The 17,053-nt window shown below is 53.9% G+C and carries 12 protein-coding genes; 10 read left to right on the forward strand and 2 right to left on the reverse strand.

The features are described 5' to 3' along the window. Positions 1-34: 34 nt before the first annotated feature. Positions 35-577 (reverse strand): acyl-CoA thioesterase, encoded by a 543-nt coding sequence (locus tag ACE6ED_RS13035; RefSeq protein WP_410827601.1) that lies wholly within the window; start codon positions 575-577, stop codon positions 35-37. A 307-nt stretch (positions 578-884) separates the two neighbouring features. On the opposite strand from ACE6ED_RS13035, the gene ACE6ED_RS13040 reads away from it, so the two are divergent. The 5 genes from ACE6ED_RS13040 (at position 885) to ACE6ED_RS13060 (ending at position 6,420) form a co-directional block, all read left to right on the forward strand. After that, positions 885-1,985 (forward strand): BMP family lipoprotein, encoded by a 1,101-nt coding sequence (locus tag ACE6ED_RS13040; RefSeq protein ID WP_410827602.1) that lies wholly within the window; start codon positions 885-887, stop codon positions 1,983-1,985. Between the two features lie 188 nt (positions 1,986-2,173). Further along, positions 2,174-3,712 (forward strand): ABC transporter ATP-binding protein, encoded by a 1,539-nt coding sequence (locus tag ACE6ED_RS13045; RefSeq protein ID WP_410827603.1) that lies wholly within the window; start codon positions 2,174-2,176, stop codon positions 3,710-3,712. Beyond that, positions 3,705-4,778 (forward strand): ABC transporter permease, encoded by a 1,074-nt coding sequence (locus ACE6ED_RS13050; protein ID WP_410827604.1) that lies wholly within the window; start codon positions 3,705-3,707, stop codon positions 4,776-4,778. The genes ACE6ED_RS13045 and ACE6ED_RS13050 overlap by 8 nt, the downstream gene beginning before the upstream one ends. Further along, entirely contained in the window at positions 4,779-5,741 is a 963-nt protein-coding gene (locus ACE6ED_RS13055; RefSeq protein ID WP_410827605.1) for an ABC transporter permease, read from the forward strand. Positions 5,742-6,072: 331 nt separating this feature from the next. Continuing rightward, entirely contained in the window at positions 6,073-6,420 is a 348-nt protein-coding gene (locus tag ACE6ED_RS13060; RefSeq protein ID WP_410827606.1) for a hypothetical protein, read from the forward strand. Between the two features lie 15 nt (positions 6,421-6,435). Here ACE6ED_RS13060 and ACE6ED_RS13065 read toward each other — a convergent pair whose 3' ends face one another. Beyond that, on the reverse strand, positions 6,436-6,882 hold the full coding sequence (locus tag ACE6ED_RS13065) for a GNAT family N-acetyltransferase (protein WP_410827607.1): 447 nt from the start codon (positions 6,880-6,882) through the stop codon (positions 6,436-6,438). Positions 6,883-7,457: 575 nt separating this feature from the next. Here ACE6ED_RS13065 and ilvB point away from each other — a divergent pair. The 5 genes from ilvB to ACE6ED_RS13090 all read left to right on the forward strand — a co-directional run bounded on the left by ilvB (position 7,458) and on the right by ACE6ED_RS13090 (position 17,033). Further along, entirely contained in the window at positions 7,458-9,206 is a 1,749-nt protein-coding gene (ilvB, locus tag ACE6ED_RS13070) for a biosynthetic-type acetolactate synthase large subunit (RefSeq protein ID WP_410827608.1), read from the forward strand. Beyond that, positions 9,203-9,685, forward strand: coding sequence for an acetolactate synthase small subunit (ilvN, locus tag ACE6ED_RS13075; protein WP_410827609.1), 483 nt, complete (start codon positions 9,203-9,205; stop codon positions 9,683-9,685). The genes ilvB and ilvN overlap by 4 nt, the downstream gene beginning before the upstream one ends. Positions 9,686-9,852: 167 nt before the next feature. Next, on the forward strand, positions 9,853-10,845 hold the full coding sequence (ilvC, locus tag ACE6ED_RS13080) for a ketol-acid reductoisomerase (protein ID WP_410827610.1): 993 nt from the start codon (positions 9,853-9,855) through the stop codon (positions 10,843-10,845). A 122-nt stretch (positions 10,846-10,967) separates the two neighbouring features. Next, complete coding sequence (locus ACE6ED_RS13085) at positions 10,968-12,509, forward strand: 2-isopropylmalate synthase (protein ID WP_410827611.1); 1,542 nt, start codon at positions 10,968-10,970, stop codon at positions 12,507-12,509. A gap of 327 nt (positions 12,510-12,836) precedes the next feature. After that, entirely contained in the window at positions 12,837-17,033 is a 4,197-nt protein-coding gene (locus ACE6ED_RS13090; protein WP_410827612.1) for a collagen binding domain-containing protein, read from the forward strand. Positions 17,034-17,053 lie beyond the last annotated feature (20 nt).

Here is a 17,053-nt window from a genome sequence, read left to right on the forward strand (position 1 = left end):
GGCCGCCGCGGCAGGAGTATTGTGCGTGATCCGCTTATTCCCAATATTTTGTCGTGCTGAGCCGGGAAGCCAGCTTGCGGCTGGCGGCGCGGCGGTCCTTGCGCTGCTCGGCGCGTTCCTCTGCCGACTCGCTGATCAGACGTTCTTCTTCCGTCTCGGGAACTACCGCCGGAACGGGAGTCGGCGCGCCGTCTTCGCCTACGGCGACAAAAGTCAGGAACGAGGTGGCCGCAACTGCCCGTTCTCCGGTGTAGAGATGCTCGGAGATGACCTTGACGAACACCTCCATGCTGGTGCGTCCCGTCCACGACACAAAGGATTCGAAGCAGACGGAGTCGGTAGGCCGGATCGGGAGCAGGAAATCCACAGAATCGGCGGAGGCAGTTACCACGTTGGCCCGGCAGTGCCGCATGGCGGAGATGGAGGCCACCTCGTCAATTCCGCTCATCAGCTTGCCGCCGAACAGCGTTTTGTGATTGTTGACGTCGTTCGGGAAGACACGGCCTGTTTTGAACACCCGGGATTCCCGGCAGAACTTGGATGCCGGACGGTCCGGCGTTTGGGAGACTTCATTCATGGTTTTAGCTTCCTTTCGAGGCGTTATGCCGATTTATAATAATAGAAATGGTATCACTGTGCAATAATATTTATAAGCCATAGGTCGTTGGGATCAGAGGTATTTCGAGGTTTTATGACGTCGACCTCACTTACTAATGTAATATATCCGCGCAGAAAACGTTTTATTGTTGAAATTCGCCAAAAATTATTGACCGAGGGTCATTAATGCACTGGATTTTAGGTATTATAGCGGATATAATCGTAGACAATGGAATGTCCCGTCAGACACAGAAGGCTTCCAAATTACTTAAGGGGGATCACAATCGATGAAAAAGGTTTTTAAGCTGTCTCTTGTGATGCTGCTCGCGTTTACTGTCATTCTGGCAGGCTGCGGCAACAACAATGCAGGCAACTCCGGTAACGGCGGCAACAGCGGCAAGACAACGACCGGAGGCAATGCAAGCGGAGACGCGGGAGCCAAAGCGAGTGCGGCGCCGACGGAATCGACGGACAACAAAGACGTCAAAGTCGGCATGGTAACGGACGTAGGCGGCGTAAACGACAAGTCGTTTAACCAATCGGCATGGGAAGCGCTGCAAGCTCTGAAAGAAGAAAAGGGCATCAGCGTACAGTATCTGCAAAGTAAATCCAATGCGGACTACGAACCGAACCTGAACCAATTCGTTAAAGACGGCTATGGACTGACTTGGGGCATCGGCTTTGATCTTGGCGACGCCATCAAGAAGGTAGCCGGAGAGAACCCTGACGCCAAACTGGCGATCATCGACAGTGTAGTTGAAGCGGACAACGTACAGTCCGTAACGTTCTCCGAGAACGAAGGCGCGTTCCTTGTGGGCGTGGTTGCAGGAATGACGACCAAGTCGAACAAAATCGGATTTATCGGCGGCATGGAAAGCCCGGTAATCAAGCGCTTCGAAGTCGGCTTCAAAGCCGGTATCGCAGCGGTGAACCCGGACGCGAAGCTGACCGTTATGTATGCGGGCGCGTATGACAAGCCCGATGTAGGCAAGCAGCAAGCCGCTACGCTCTTTAACGACGGCGCGGACATCATCTTCCCGGCTGCCGGCGCGACTGGCAACGGCGTGTTTAACGAAGCAAAAGCCCGCAATAAGTCAGGTGGCACCAAACTGTGGGTTATCGGCGTTGACAAAGACCAATCGATCGAGTTTGGCGACGATGTAACGCTGACTTCCATGATCAAACGCGTTGACGAAGCGGTTAAGAAAGTCTCCCAAGAAGTAATCGACGGTACATTCCAAGGCGGCAAAACAACCGTTCTTGGCCTGAAAGACAACGGTGTGGGCATCGCTGACAACAAAGTCAATGTATCCGAAGAGATTCTTGCCAAAGTGGACGAGTACAAAGGAAAAATCATCAGCGGCGAAGTGACTGTACCTGCCGAATAAGCTTTGAGCTTGTGGCTGATTGAATTGAATAAGGAATCTGCAGCGAGGCCGGTTGAAAAACTGGCCTTGTTCCAGGTTTATAAGCTATACTTGACCTGATTCGAATCCGCTCGCGCCCATAAGCGGTCCCGCAAAGGACACCAAAGGCCTGCTGTTCGAGGCAATAATTCATTGATGAGGGTGATTCCATGAGTGCTGCGACTCCAGTCGTAGAGTTGAAGCAAATCACAAAACGCTTTCCCGGAATTGTCGCCAACGATTCCATCAGTCTGACCCTGCGAAAAGGGGAAATTCATGCGCTGCTCGGCGAGAATGGCGCGGGTAAATCCACCCTGATGAATATTGTGTTCGGCTTGTATCAACCGGACGAGGGCAGTATCGAAATTAATGGGAAACCGGTTACGATTGATAGTCCAAACAAAGCGATCGAGCTCGGGATCGGGATGGTGCATCAGCATTTCAAGCTGGTCGATCCGTTTACGGTCACTGAGAATATCGTGTTGGGCAAGGAACCGAAGAAAGGCCTTAAAATTGACTATAAATCCGCTTCAGAGCAGGTGAAAAAACTATCGGAGCAGTACGGACTTCAAGTGAATCCGAACGCCAAAATTCACGATATTTCCGTCGGAATGCAGCAGCGTGTAGAGATTATGAAGACGCTGTTCCGCGGAGCGGATATTCTTATATTTGACGAGCCGACGGCCGTGCTGACGCCTCAGGAAATTACCGAGCTGATGGCGATTATGAAGCGGCTGGTAGCAGAAGGCAAGTCGATCATCCTGATTACGCATAAACTGAAAGAAATCATGCAGATTTCGGACCGTGTGACCATTATCCGGCGGGGAAAGGTCATCGACACCGTTAACACGGCAGAGACCAACCCGAACGAACTGGCGGAGAAAATGGTCGGACGCGGCGTCTCCTTCAAAGTGGACAAGCAGCCGGCTCATGTCGGCCAGACCGTGCTCAAGCTGGACCAGGTCAGCAGCAAAAACAAAGAAGGCATCTCGGTCCTTAACGGCCTGAGCTTTGAAGTGAAGGCAGGCGAGATCCTGGGAATCGCCGGCGTCGACGGCAACGGCCAAAGCGAGCTGATCCAGGCGATTACCGGACTGCGCAAAATCGATTCCGGATCAATCACCGTAACAGGCAAAGAAATCGCCAACCTGCCGCCGCGCAAAATCACCGAAATGAACGTCTCCCATATTCCGGAGGACCGGCACAAACACGGATTGGTGCTGGATTTTACGATAAGCGAAAACATGGTGCTGGAGACGTATTATAAAAGTCCATACAACCGGGCAGGCTTCCTGGATAATGATGTGATCGACAAACATGCGGAGGAATTGGTCAAGCAGTTTGACGTCCGCACACCGTCCATCGACACGAAGGCGCGTTCGCTGTCGGGCGGTAACCAGCAGAAGGCGATTATTGCGCGGGAAATAGACAAAAATCCCGTTCTGCTGATTGCGGCCCAGCCGACACGCGGGCTGGATGTAGGCGCAATCGAATTTGTGCAGAAGCAGCTGATCGCCCAGCGCGACCAAGGCAAAGCCGTGCTGCTGATCTCATTCGAGCTGGATGAAATCATGAACGTCTCCGACCGGATTGCGGTCATCTATGAAGGCCAGATCGTCGGTGAAGTCAAACCGGAAGAGACCAATGACCAGGAGCTGGGTCTCATGATGGCTGGCAGCTTGAAGCGGGGAGGGAAAGCGGGTGCTTAGATTGCGCAAAATTTTTGCTACGGATGTCTATATCGTTCCGATTGTGGCGATTTTCTTGGGATTTCTTGTAGGCGCGATCGTCATGCTGATCGGCGGATACGATCCGCTGACCGCTTATAGCGCGCTCTTTACGCGGGTGTTCGGCAACATGTACAACTTCGGTGAAGCGATCCGCGAAATGACCCCGCTGATGCTGACCGGGCTTGCTGTAGCGTTTGCTTTCCGTTCAGGGATGTTTAACATCGGCGCGGACGGACAGGTCATGATCGGCATGACGGCGGCTTCGGTTGTCGGAATTAAATTCGCGGCGCTGCCGGCGTTTCTGCTGGTGCCGCTGGCGGTGATTGCCGCCGGCCTGGCAGGCGGACTGTGGGCGGGAATTGCCGGGTTCCTGAAAGCGAAACGCGGCATTAACGAAGTTATTACGACGATCATGCTGAACTGGATTGCGCTGTATTTTGCCAATTATATTGTGCGAAATTTCCTGCTGCTTGAAGGCCAAAACCGGTCCGTCGATATTCCGGCCTCCATGTCGATGAGTTTCCTGTTCAATATGTTCGACAACGCGCGGCTGCACTGGGGAACTTTGATCGCGCTGGCCGCGGCTGTATTCTTTTATGTGTACCTTTGGAAAACCAAACAGGGCTACGAAATGCGTGCGGTTGGATTTAACCCGAATGCCGCAGAATACGCCGGCATGAATGTCGGCCGCAACATCGTCAAAGCGATGTTCATCAGTGGTGTGTTCGCAGGTCTGGCCGGCGCCGGCGAGGTGCTTGGCGTGTTCCATTACCAGTCGATTTTTGCTGCGTCGCCGGGTTACGGCTTTGACGGCATTGCAGTGGCACTGCTTGGCCTGACGCATCCGTTTGGTGTTGTCCTGGCCGCAATCCTGTACGGAACGCTGACCTACGGATCGGCGGGTATGAGCTTCAGCGCGGATGTGCCGCCGGAACTGATCCGAATCGTTATCGGTTCGATTATTTTCTTCATCGCTGCACAGGGAATCGTGCGCTGGGTACTCAAACCCTTTTACTTCAAGCGCAAGAAAGAGAAGGTGTCGTAGATGGATACAGTGACGCTTCTAGGCCAACTGCTCAATACAACGCTCGTGTTCTCCACGGCGCTGATCTTTGCCGCGCTTGGCGGTATTTTCTCGGAGCGCTCAGGGGTCGTAAACATCGGGCTTGAGGGATTGATGATGTTCGGCGCGTTTGCCGCCGCAGTTGGGGCGCATTATGCCCAGGAAGCGGGGATGGACGGTACGGGGGCAGCCTGGATTGGCGTGCTCTGCGCCATGGCCGTCGGCGTCATCGGCTCATTGATTCATGCCGTTGCTTCGATTACTTTCAAGGCCGACCAGACGATCAGTGGTACGGTTATTAACTTCCTGGCGGCGGGCAGTACGCTGTACATGGTTAAGCTGCTGTTTGAAGGCGCGGGCGAAACACCGCTGATTGAAGGTTTTGCCAAATACCCGATACCTTTCTTAAGCAAAATTCCGCTGATTGGCGAAGGGATCTTTAATTCATATCCGACCACTTACGTCGCGATCATCCTGGTGTTTGTCATTGCTTACCTGCTCTTCAAGACGCCGTTTGGACTGCGCCTGCGGGCGGTCGGCGAACACCCGAGTGCGGCCGATACGCTGGGTGTAAACGTCAACCGGATGCGTTATATCGGCGTCATGATGAGCGGACTGCTTGCAGGAATGGGCGGTGCGACGATTACGCTGACGACAACGGGCACGTTCGCGCACAATACGGTTTCCGGCCAAGGTTTTATCGCAATTGCGGCGATGATCTTTGGCAAATGGAACCCGATGGGCGCTTTTGGCGCCGCTGTGTTCTTTGGCTTTTCCCAGGCGATCCGGAACTATGTGCAGCTGTTCGAATGGTCCCAGAACATTCCGCAGGAGTTCATTTACATGATTCCTTATGTTCTGACGATTATCGTTCTGGTCAGTGCGGTCGGGCGGTCTTCCGCTCCGGCAGCTCTCGGTGCGCCGTACGATCCGGGGAAACGGTAAAGCCCAATACGGCGTTTGTTTGATACTGCAAAACCCGCGGAGCCGGTTAACCGGCCCCGCGGTTTTTTTTGCATTGCAGGGAGTGAATTCAAACGGTGGGTGGGCCTCGAATTTTGTCTCTTTGCTAATCTGGTTTATGATGTTAAGCGAGTCCTGCTGAACGATCAGCCGGACCCGTCTACCCGGCCTATTCCAGCCGAATAGGGCGGGGGTCCAATCGCTGTCTGAACCAGTGGAATAGACTGGGGCAAGAGGACGTCCCCGTTCCCGAACGCCTGGCCGCCGCCGGTGCGTCCCGGGGACGTTGTCATAACCTTCCGGGAGGGATATCATGGCACAGACAGTGACAAAACAGCAGGTTAGAAAGCTGATAGGAAAACGGATTACGGCGATCAAAAAAGACGGAACGAGAGTGACCGGCAAGCTGGTTCGAATCTCCGGCAACCGCCTCATTTTTGAACGCACCGGAGGCAAAAAAGTGCAAACCAAAGCATTGATTCCGCTGGTCCTGTTCGATTTGCTGGCGGTAGGAACGGCTCCTTATGCCTATGGAGGCTACCCGGGACCAAAACAGCCCTACGGCTATGGCCCCGGTTATGGCCCCGGCTACGGACCGGGTTATGGACCGGGGTATGGCCCCGGCTACGGACCCGGTGGTTATCCGTTCTGGAATTTATAATCCGGGTGCTTCCGTTCAAAACAGCGGCTTTTCCAGCTCATAACACCGGTTTTGGGCAGCATAACGGATGACGGTATACCCTAATCGGCGGTAAAACTCCAGTCCTCCCGTGTTGCCTTCATCGACGGCGACCTTGGACCGTCGGCATCCGCGCGATAGTGCAAAACGTTCGGCCCGGCACATCAGCCGCCGTCCCCAGCGTTTGCGCTGCGCCGCGGGTGCGACGGCCAGCATGTCGATAAACAGCAGATCGCCGTGGAGCAGGCAGTGGACAAAGCCAAGCGGGGTGCTTTCAAGACGGGTGCTGGCCACCAGCGTAATGCCATGTCCAAGCCTGCGGGGCAGCTCCTTCCGGATTTGTCCGATCACGGCAGGAGGCAGATGGGACAGCGGGACAAGCTGGCTTTCGATCAGGCTGATGATAGCGGCATCATCCTGTTTGGGGCGGCGAAACCGGATCACGCAGGCTTCCTCCTTTTCACATTTAGTCGTATATCATATGTGTGGAGCGGGGGAAGGGGTTCCTCGCGCTGATCTGGTCAAACCGCAAAAGGAATGAAAATATAGTATTGACTATCGGTGTGAGGAATCATATAATGACTCTAAACATTTCGCATATACATCATCGGCGATGAAGAGGACGAAGTTTTAAGGGCTCTTTTGACCAGAGAGTGTGAGGATCAGCTGAAACCTCCACCAAAATCCCTTATATACGAGCTCACCTCGGAGCTGTTTCCCTGAAAGGCCCGTTTGCTTACTTAGACGGGATTATTAGGGGAAATCGTGTGGTTCGCGTTACGAACCTCAGGTTACAGAAATTGGGCCCTTGCCTACATCGATGGATTTTTGTATACCTGATAAGGCGCATCTTCGTGAGTTGGTGCGCAAACCTGGGTGGTACCACGGAAGATCAACCTTTCGTCCCTTTCGCAGCTAGAACTGCGTTAGGCGGCGGAAGGTTTTTTTGTTGTCATAAAGCGAAGAATAGGCGGACAGTCTTGAGAATAAGCAGTCAATTTCCGAAGGGAGGAATACTGATGAGCGCGCAAACACCGGAAGTGCGATCGACAGAACAGTTACGTGAGAAATGGATGGAGCCGGAGGTCATTACCGGATCGGAGATTCTGCTGCGCAGCCTGGTGCTGGAAGGCGTAGACTGCGTGTTCGGATATCCCGGAGGCGCGGTGCTGTACATTTACGATGCGCTGTACGGCTTTGAGGATTTCCGCCACGTATTGACCCGGCATGAGCAGGGCGCCATTCATGCGGCGGACGGTTATGCAAGAGCGAGCGGCAAACCCGGCGTATGTATCGCCACTTCGGGTCCGGGGGCAACAAACCTGGTGACCGGCATCGCCACCGCTTATATGGATTCCGTACCGTTGGTGGTTATTACGGGGAATGTCTTCTCAAGCCTGATCGGCACGGATGCATTCCAGGAAGCGGACATTACCGGCATTACAATGCCGATTACCAAGCACAGCTACCTCGTACGTGATGTCGAAGATCTGCCGCGAATTATCCATGAGGCATTTCATGTAGCCAATACAGGCCGGAAAGGTCCGGTGCTGATCGATATTCCGAAGGATGTGTCGGCGGCCAAAACGCTGTTCCGCCCGGTACAGACCGTAAACCTTCGGGGTTATAATCCGCGGGTTGTTCCCAACAAGCTTCAGCTCGACAAGCTGGTTCGGGCGATCTCGGAAGCTGAGCGGCCGATTATCATCGCTGGGGGCGGGGTGATTTACTCCGGGGCACACGAAGCGATGCATGAATTCGTGAAGCGTACGGAGATCCCGATCACGACCACACTGCTTGGCCTTGGCGCCTTCCCGAGCGGCGAAGAGCTGTGGATGGGAATGCCGGGCATGCACGGTACCTATACGGCGAACAACGCCATTCAACAGTGTGATCTGCTGATCAACATCGGCGCACGTTTTGACGACCGGGTGACCGGCAAGCTGGACGGCTTCGCCCCGCTGGCGAAAATCGTTCATATCGATATCGATCCTGCGGAGATCGGCAAAAATGTGACACCGGACATTCCGATTGTCGGCGATGCCAAAACCGTACTGGAAATGCTGAACCAAGAAGTCGGACGCGCATCCCGCGCAGATGCATGGAGAACGCGGATCGCCCAGTGGAAGCTGGATATTCCGCTCCGCTATAAGGATTCCGGCGACGTGCTGAAGCCGCAGTGGGTAATCCAGCATATCAACGATACGACCAAAGGCGAAGCGATTGTGACAACCGACGTTGGACAGCATCAGATGTGGGCGGCCCAGTATTATCAATTCAACCATCCGCGTTCCTGGATCACCTCGGGCGGACTGGGAACGATGGGCTTTGGTTTCCCTTCGGCCATCGGCGCGCAAATGGCTCAGCCGGACCGGCTGGTCGTCTCCATCAACGGCGACGGCGGGATGCAGATGTGCTCCCAGGAGCTTGCGATCTGTGCCATTCACAACATTCCGGTGAAGATCGTCATCATCAACAACCAGGTGCTTGGCATGGTGCGTCAATGGCAGAACCTGATTTATGACAAACGTTACAGCTATACCGACTTGGGCGGAAGCCCGGACTTTGTAAAGCTGGCCGAAGCATACGGCGTCAAGGGACTTCGGGCAACGACCAAAGAAGAAGCGCGCGCCGCCTGGCAGGAAGCACTGGAGACGCCGGGGCCGGTCGTGGTAGAGTTCGTCGTTTCCAAAGACGAAAATGTCTATCCGATGGTAACCCAGGGCTCAACCATTGATCAAATGCTGATGGGGGATGAGGAAGCGTGAAAAAGCATACGATTTCCGTGCTGGTGAATGACCAGCCGGGTGTCCTGCAGCGGGTGTCTGGCTTGTTCGGCCGCCGGGGATTTAACATTGAGAGCATTACTGTGGGCCAATCGGAGGAAGACGGTCTGTCGCGGATGGTCATTGTCACGCTTGGCGACGAGCATACGCTGGAGCAGATCGAAAAACAGCTCTACAAGCTGATTGACGTCATTAAAGTCGTGGATCTGGGAGCCAAACCGATGGTTGCCCGCGAGCTGGCCCTGATCAAGGTGCACGCTGATCCTTCGGAACGTCCCGAAATTATGGGCGTTGTTGAGACGTTCCGGGCTTCCGTTGTCGATATCGGTTCCACCAGCCTGCTGGTCCAGGTGGTTGGGGATACCCAAAAGATTGACGCAATGATTGAACTGATGAAGCCCTACGGCATTCGCGAACTGTCGCGGACCGGTGTAACGGCAATGATTCGCGGCAATGCTTAGTTGTTGTATTTTGCAGCTTTAATGAATTACTGCTTTTAATGATTGCAGATAAAGTCAACAACGTCCCGCCGTAAAGAGCGGGAGCTTGAGGGGAACGCGGGCAGCCGGGGTCTTCTGAAGCACCCGCTCTTTATGATGGGTCGCTAAATAAAAGGAGGATATTGACAATGGCAGTGACAACGTACTATGAACAGGATGCAGACCTTAGCGTATTGAAAGGAAAAACGATCGCGGTAATCGGCTATGGCAGCCAAGGGCATGCCCAGGCGCAGAACCTGCGGGACAGCGGTCTTCAAGTTGTCATCGGCCTGCGTGAAGGCAAATCCTTCGAAACCGCCAAAAACGACGGCTTTGAGGTTCTTCCGGTAGCCGAAGCGGTATCCCGTGCGGATGTGGTGCAAATCCTGATGCCGGACGAAACCCAGGCGGCGGTATACAAAAACGAAATCGAGCCGAATCTGAAATCCGGCGCGGCGCTGATGTTCTCCCACGGCTTCAACGTTCATTTTGGCCAAATCGTGGCTCCAAAAGATGCTGACGTGCTGCTGGTTGCTCCAAAATCCCCGGGACACATGGTACGCCGTACTTATGTGGAAGGCTTCGGCGTTCCCGGCCTGATTGCCATCGAGCAGGACGCGACTGGCCGCGCCAAAGAAATCGGCCTTGCTTATGCCAAAGGCATCGGCTGTACGCGTGCGGGCGTAATCGAAACTTCCTTCCGCGAAGAGACGGAAACCGACCTGTTCGGCGAACAAGCTGTACTTTGCGGCGGGGTTACGGCTCTGATCAAAGCCGGATTCGAAACACTGACCGAGGCTGGCTATGCGCCGGAAATGGCATACTTCGAGTGCCTGCATGAAATGAAGCTGATCGTTGACCTGATTTATGAAGGCGGCATGGCGACGATGCGTGATTCCATCAGTAATACGGCGGAATACGGCGACTATGTTACCGGCCCGCGCATTGTGACCGACGAGACGAAAAAAGCGATGAAGGCGGTTCTGGCCGACATCCAGCAGGGCAAATTCGCCCGCGACTTCATCCTTGAGAACCAATCCGGCCGTGCGTTCCTGACTGCGACACGCCGTAACGAAGCTGCTCATCCGATCGAAGTAGTCGGCGGACAGCTGCGTGAAATGATGCACTGGATCAAAAAGTAATCCCTCTATAGTAAAGGGCCCGCCGGCGGCGGCGCTGTAATTGATATGGTTTGTTCCGGATGCGGCCTTTACAGGGGCCGCATTTGGAGCTTGTAGAGAAGAAGACCAGGAGGTGCGGACACTTGCGTAAAATTTATGTATTCGATACCACGCTGCGCGACGGGGAACAATCGCCCGGCGTCAATTTGGATACACGCGAAAAGCTGGAAATCGCCCATCAGTTGGAGAAGCTGGGGATCGACCGGATGGAGGCAGGGTTCCCTGCCGCTTCGCCGGGCGACCTTGCCGCGGTGAATGCGGTGGCCCGGGCGGTCAAAGACGTAACGGTGATCGGTTTGTCCCGTTCCCGCCAGTCGGATATTGACGCGGTGAAGGAAGCGCTCAAGGGAGCGCAGGACCCCTGCATCCATGTGTTCCTCGCTACTTCGCCGATTCACCGCCAGCATAAACTGCGGATGGATAAGGCGCAGGTGCTGGAAACGGCGCAGGCCGCGCTGCGTTATGCCCGGAAGTATTTTTCAAAGATTGAGTTTTCGCTGGAGGATGCAGGCCGGACCGAACGGGATTTTATGGCAGAAGTGGTCAGCATGGCCATCCGCGAAGGTGCAAGCGTCGTAAATATTCCCGATACAGTCGGTTATTTGAACCCTTCCGAATACGGTGCGATTTTCAAGTTTCTGAAGGATAATGTGCCGGATATCGAACGCGTGCAGCTCAGCGCGCATTGTCATAACGATCTTGGCATGGCAACTGCGAATACGCTGGCTGCAATACTGAACGGCGCGGATCAGATCGAGGGCACCATCAACGGCATTGGCGAACGGGCGGGGAACACTGCCATTGAAGAAATCGCCATGGCGCTTGAAACCCGCAGCGATTATTTTGGCGCCAAAACGTCGCTGAAGCTGTCGGAGATTGCCCGCACAAGCCGTTTGGTCAGCCGGCTTACCGGGATGATTGTGCCGGGGAACAAGGCGATTGTCGGCGCCAATGCGTTTGCCCATGAATCCGGCATTCACCAGGATGGCATGCTCAAGGAAAAAACAACCTACGAAATCATGACCCCGGAAACAATCGGCCTCAAGGAAAGCAAGCTGGTCCTCGGCAAACATTCGGGACGCGCGGCATTCCGGGACAAGCTGAACGATCTCGGCTATACGCTGCCGGACGAGGAGCTGAACGAAGCGTTTGCGAAGTTCAAGGACTTGGCCGACCGCAAAAAAGAAGTGTCCGATGAAGATATCGTCGCGCTGCTGGACGAAAACTTGGCGGATACACCGGAGATTTTTGGGCTTAAGACGCTGTATGTTACATACGGCAATGAGTCGACGCCAACGGCGAAGCTGGTTATTCAGGGACCCGACGGCCAGCAGCTTGCCGTTGAAGCGGAAGGCAACGGTTCGGTTGATGCAATCTACAATGCGATCGATAAAGCTACGGCGGAAGAGGTCACGCTGGACGATTACACGATTAAGTCGGTCAGCCACGGCAAAGATGCCCAAGGCGAGGTGTATGTCGTATTGTCGCAAGGCGAGGTTGCCGCTCAGGGACGCGGCCTCAGCACGGATATTTTGGAAGCCAGTGCCCGGGCTTACCTGGATGCGCTGAACAAGCTGATTGAGAAACGGGCGACCTTTACCCGGCGCGAACATCCCAATTTGTAGGGTTGGCTCAAATACAAATAAATTTTTAGAGATAGGCTCTTTATAATGAAGAGTCTATCTTTTTTTTGCGTTTTTTTCTGAAAAGGGGCAAAAAGTTCTGTATTTGAATGGCATTGTTCAGTTTTTGTTTAGATGGGGGCAATAGAATATGACTTATGTTATAGCTAGCATATTACTGCAGTTACATAAGGGTTTTTGATGAGGGGGGAGCGGGACGAAAGAAGGATGACCGGTTTCCTGTTTGTCTGTCAGGGATGCACAGGAAGCCATGCCTGCGGCGGAGCCGCCGCCGGACAAAAAAAGATTAAGAGGAGGAACAGCAACTTTATGGTCAAGAAGAGAGTAAGCCTCTGGCTTGTCGCCGTACTGCTGGTGACCCAACTGGCTTACAGTATCGGCCTGCCTTTGAAGGCAGCCGCTGCCAGCACAGCGATTGGCGAAGAGCTGATCACAAGCGTAACGCTGGCCGTGTATACGGATGATAATTATCAAGAAACGGTTACCGGCAGTGTTTATCAACTGGATTCCTATTCGGAGCTGAATTACACATGGTCCCTTCCGAACGGGCATGGTTATGAGGCGGGATCAACGTATTCATTTGCTCTGCCCGATGCTTTTGAACTGTATAACGACCTGAACGGCGATCTGCTGTTCGACGGAGAATCCGTTGGTACATATACAGTGAATAAAGACACGAACGGGGTCGTGTTTACCTTCAACAGCTTTATTGAGAGCCACGATAATGTAGGCGGAACCTTTACTGTCCGGTCGCTGCTCAGCTCCAAAAAGATTCATGGCTCCACAAAGCAGGTGCTGACATTCCCGATTCGGGGCGGCACTCAAGAGATTGAGTTAAACTTCAAGCCAAAAAACACATCGTACGTGGAGAAAAAGGGTTCAGTACAACCTCAGTTCTACAATCCGACGAGCATTGACTGGTCGGTCGATGTGAACAAAGTGCAGGATGCCATCACGGGTGCGGCAGTCACAGACACACTTCCGCCGGGGGTTAAACTGGATCCCGCTTCTATTACGGTGCAGGAGCTGGATGTGCAGCTGGACGGTTCTGCTGTAGCGGGCCGTACGCTGAATGCCAGTGAATACCGGACAGATAAGTCGGAAGACGGGAAACTTGTACTGGAGTTCGTAAACAGCCCGATTACGAAGGCTTACCGGATCTCCTACAACACGCCGATTACCGAAGCCGGTGTGGATATGACGTCTTACAAAAACGATGTTGTCCTTACCGGAGACGGCGGATTGTCCAAGCCAGCTTCGGCCACGGTAACCGCTGGACGCGGCAAGCCGCTGGAGAAGTCGAGCACTGGTTACGACTCGGCAACACAGGTCATTAACTGGCAAATCAAGTTTAACTACAACGAAAAAACGATTCCTGCTACTCAGGCGGTTTTGACAGACACTTTTAACGCCTCGCAAGATTTGATTGCCGATTCGGTTAAGGTGTACCCGGTAACCATCGGTGCGGATGGCAATGGAACAAAAGGAGCGGCGATTCCGACCAGCGCCTATAAGGTGACGGAGAACAATATCAAGGATCAAGATGGAAAAGTTACTCATCACGGATTTATTTTAAGTTTTAACGATGAAGTGAAATCTGCTTATATCATTGAATATTCGACCCAAGACAATGGGCGTGTATTCAGTGACGGTAACATTGAGAACAAAGTTACTTATAACGGCGAGACGAAAACCGCTACACGCTGGGTAAACCAAGGCATCCTCAAGAAAGAGCGCGGAGACATCGACTATGATGCCAAAACGGTAAAATGGACGATTCGCCTCAACCAGGACAGCAAAAAGATGGATAATTTGGTGCTTACGGATGTGTTCGGCCATGCCGGACTGAAGCTGGTACCAGATTCGCTGGTTGTTACGCCGGATCAGGGTCCCGGCGGGAATGTATATGAAATTGAGTACAACGAGTCTACACCGCCTGCGGCTACGGACGGATTTGTGCTTACTTTCAAGAAGTCAATCAATGTGCCTTATACGATTACTTATACAACAAGCTTTGATTATGACGGGTTGACAGAAAACAATACCAAATTCGTAAACTCCGCGGGAATTGTCTGGCTGGAGGACGGAGAGGTCACAGAACGCACCAAAACGATCGAATCGGAATTTAATCCGCGCGACGAAGTGAAAAACAACGGCGCCAAATCCGGCAGCTACAACGCGGTAACCAAAAAGATTACCTGGAATATCGGGGCTAACTACAACCGCAAAACGCTGGCCAAAGCCGTGCTGACGGATACGATCGCTCCCGGTCAAGTTGTTAATCTGGATTCAGTTAAAGTCTACAAGTGGGATTATGGCAAAAACGGCAACCCGAGTCCTGGCGCCAGCGTTAATGCTTCGGACTACAAGGTGATCCTTGCCGACGGGAAGCTGAACGTTAATTTCACCAAGTCTATCAATTACGCATTTTATGTTACTTTTGATACGACTTTCGCCGACGATGCGATTGATTTGACTAAAGTCGACAACACCGCTGTACTGTATGATGATACAACCGCCGAATCGAAGGAATTGAAAGCTTCTGTGTCCATTCCGCAGGGCGGCGAGTATGTCAGCAAGGGCGGAAAGCAAAACGGCAACAAAATCGACTGGGAAATTTACATTAACCGCAATCAGTCGTTAGTTAAGGATGCCGTAATTACCGATACGCCAAGCGCCAACCAAATTCTGCTGTCGAATACCTTCCATCTGTTTAAGACCACAGTATCTGCTGATGGGACCGTAAAGCCAGCGGAGGAGGAACTGGTTCGGGGTACCGATTATACGCTGGAGATTCTAACCAGCGAAAGCGGGGAAGAGAGCTTCAAGCTGAGCTTCCTGAAGGAGTTCTCCGAGGCGTATGTCCTGAAATACCAATCGCTTATTACAGCGAACAACAATGACAAAGTCACCAACAAAGTTTCCATTAGCGGAAAAAACGTTAAGGAAATTACGAATGATAGCGTCAAAGAAATCACAGTCAAGCTGTCCAGCGGTTCGGGCACAGGCACTGGCATCAGAGGGCCGCTCACCGTACTGAAAGCAGATCTGGCTGATAACACGAAATTGCTGAGCGGGGCAGAATTCGACCTGTTCCGTGTGGTCGACAATGAAAAGATCTGGATTAAGAGCGGTACTACGGATGCGTCAGGTAAACTCAAATTCGATCAGCTTGTAGGCGGTAATTACATCCTGATCGAAACCAAAGCACCAGCTGGTTATGTGCTCGATCCGAGTGAGCATCCAGTCACTCTGAGCACGTCAACCGGAGTGGAAATTACCGTTAAAAACAGACCAACGGCTACACCGACGCCAACGCCAAGTCCGTCGCCAAGCCCGACGCCGACACCGTCGCCGTCGCCAAGCCCGACGCCGACACCGTCGCCAAGCCCGACGCCGTCGCCGTCGCCAAGCCCGACACCGTCGCCGTCGCCAAGTCCGACACCGACACCGTCGGCAAGTCCGACACCGACACCGTCGGCAACACCGACACCGTCGGCAAGTCCGACACCGTCGCCGTCGCCAAGTCCGACACCGTCGCCGTCGCCAAGCCCGACACCGTCGCCGTCGGCAAGTCCGACACCGTCGCCGTCGGCAAGTCCGACACCGTCGCCGTCGGCAAGTCCGACACCGACACCGTCGGCAAGTCCGACACCGACACCGTCGGCAACACCGACACCGACACCGTCGGCAACACCGACACCGACACCGTCGGCAAGTCCGACACCGACACCGTCGGCAAGTCCGACACCGACACCGTCGGAAGGTCCGACACCGACACCGACACCGTCGGAAGGTCCAACACCGACACCATCGGCACCGGCTGAGACGCCTACGGCGACACCAAGTGCAACAGTAACGCCTGACCCATGGCCATACACGCCTGGAACTCCGACGGCAACACCGCCGTCCGTACCGGGAACTGTAGTATCTCCGGGGCCGTCTGCGACCCCGTCAGTGTCTGCAACACCAATTGTGTCTGCAACTCCATCGGCTAGTTCCAGCCCGGTTGTTCCATCTGCCGAGCCAAGCCAATCGCCGGTGCCTTCGGCGCCTGTGGTGACCGCTTCGCCTGCTCCTCAGCCGAGCCAGCCGGTGACGCGCGAAACTACAGTGGAAGAAGTGCCGATTGAAGGAGAGATTCCGCTGGGAGGCGTGCCGGAAATCGGCGATCAGCCGGAGCACGGTACCGTTGTACTGACGCCTGACGGCAAATGGAGATATACACCGGATCCAGGGTTTGTAGGTAAAGATTCCTTTACGATCATTGTCACCGACGAGGATGGCAATGAAGAGGAAGTGCTGATTGAAGTAGCTGTGGAGGAAGTACCGAAGGGGACAGTAACCGAGCCGGCAAATGGCGGCGGTATTGACCCGGGTCTTCCGGCCACACTCCCCAAAACCGGGGAAGCAAGCACTCTTCCGAATTATCTTATCGGGGGCGGACTTGTTCTGCTGGGATTGTATTTCGCCCGCAGAATGAAACGCGGCGATCAAGTAGACTAATTAGCGCTGCTGCGAAGCTG

Source organism: Paenibacillus nanchangensis (assembly GCF_046543445.1).
GTDB lineage: Bacteria > Bacillota > Bacilli > Paenibacillales > Paenibacillaceae > Paenibacillus_AQ > Paenibacillus_AQ nanchangensis.

Coding starts and splice junctions, on each gene's coding strand:
- ACE6ED_RS13060 (WP_410827606.1), top strand. CDS start 6,073: ATGGCACAGACAGTGACAAAACAGCAGGTTAGAAAGCTGATAGGAAAA.
- ACE6ED_RS13045 (WP_410827603.1), top strand. CDS start 2,174: ATGAGTGCTGCGACTCCAGTCGTAGAGTTGAAGCAAATCACAAAACGC.
- ACE6ED_RS13040 (WP_410827602.1), top strand. CDS start 885: ATGAAAAAGGTTTTTAAGCTGTCTCTTGTGATGCTGCTCGCGTTTACT.
- ilvC (WP_410827610.1), top strand. CDS start 9,853: ATGGCAGTGACAACGTACTATGAACAGGATGCAGACCTTAGCGTATTG.
- ACE6ED_RS13055 (WP_410827605.1), top strand. CDS start 4,779: ATGGATACAGTGACGCTTCTAGGCCAACTGCTCAATACAACGCTCGTG.
- ACE6ED_RS13090 (WP_410827612.1), top strand. CDS start 12,837: ATGGTCAAGAAGAGAGTAAGCCTCTGGCTTGTCGCCGTACTGCTGGTG.
- ACE6ED_RS13035 (WP_410827601.1), bottom strand. CDS start 577: ATGAATGAAGTCTCCCAAACGCCGGACCGTCCGGCATCCAAGTTCTGC.
- ilvB (WP_410827608.1), top strand. CDS start 7,458: ATGAGCGCGCAAACACCGGAAGTGCGATCGACAGAACAGTTACGTGAG.